This is a genomic window from Oleiphilus sp. HI0066 (assembly GCF_001635725.1).
Genome location: NZ_LWFH01000642.1, coordinates 1 through 831, shown reverse-complemented (window position 1 = coordinate 831; position 831 = coordinate 1). Strand labels below are relative to the sequence as shown.

At 46.0% G+C, this 831-nt stretch carries 2 protein-coding genes and 1 pseudogene; all 3 read right to left on the bottom strand.

Features of this window, described 5'->3' with window-relative positions; translation table 11 throughout:
* The coding region (rplO, locus tag A3738_RS08190; protein WP_068763518.1) for a 50S ribosomal protein L15 at positions 1-344 on the bottom strand (344 nt) is incomplete at its 3' end.
* A 1-nt stretch (position 345) separates the two neighbouring features.
* Positions 346-534 (bottom strand): 50S ribosomal protein L30, encoded by a 189-nt coding sequence (gene rpmD / locus A3738_RS08185; protein WP_068475229.1) that lies wholly within the window; start codon positions 532-534, stop codon positions 346-348.
* A gap of 4 nt (positions 535-538) precedes the next feature.
* A pseudogene (locus tag A3738_RS08180) lies at positions 539-831 on the bottom strand (30S ribosomal protein S5); the annotation flags it as partial.

The window sequence follows — 831 nt, the reverse complement described above, 5'->3', positions numbered from 1 at the left end:
TCGCCAGAAAGGATAACTTTTGCAGATTTCGAATCTCGACGAACTAGATTTGCATTTTTAAGCGCATCTAGATCGACAACGTTGCCTTCAACGAGCTCTAACTCATTAAGGCGAATCTCTGCTACATACTTAGCTTGACGCGACGAAAAACCAAACTTTGGCAAACGACGCGCTAGAGGTTGTTGACCACCTTCAAAACCTGGTGCTACTGAACCACCTGAACGTGACTTCAAACCTTTGTGACCACGGCCACCAGTCTTACCAAGACCACTACCGATACCACGACCAACACGGCGACGTGAAGGCTTTGAACCTGGAGCTGGGCTTAATGTATTAAGACGCATCTCACTCTCCTTCGATTCTTACCATGTAGTTAACTTTATTCACCATGCCGCGAACTGAAGGAGTATCTTCTAGCTCGACAGTGTGACCGATTTTACGCAAACCTAGACCTGTTACACATGCCTTGTGCTTAGGCAATGTACCAATTGGGCTACGGAAAAGCGTAACTTTAATAGTTTTTGCTTTAGCCATGATCTTATCCCGTAATATCTTCTACTGACTTACCACGCTTAGCTGCCACATCAGATGGTGACTTCATTGCGTTAAGGCCATTGATCGTTGCACGAACAACATTAACAGGGTTAGTTGACCCGTAACATTTTGCTAATACGTTCTGAACACCTGCAACCTCTAGTACTGCACGCATCGCACCACCGGCGATAACACCAGTACCTTCAGACGCTGGCTGCATGTACACTTTAGAACCGCCGTGACGAGCAGTAATTGGGTACTGCAATGTGTTGCCATTTAGCGCTACATTGATCATGT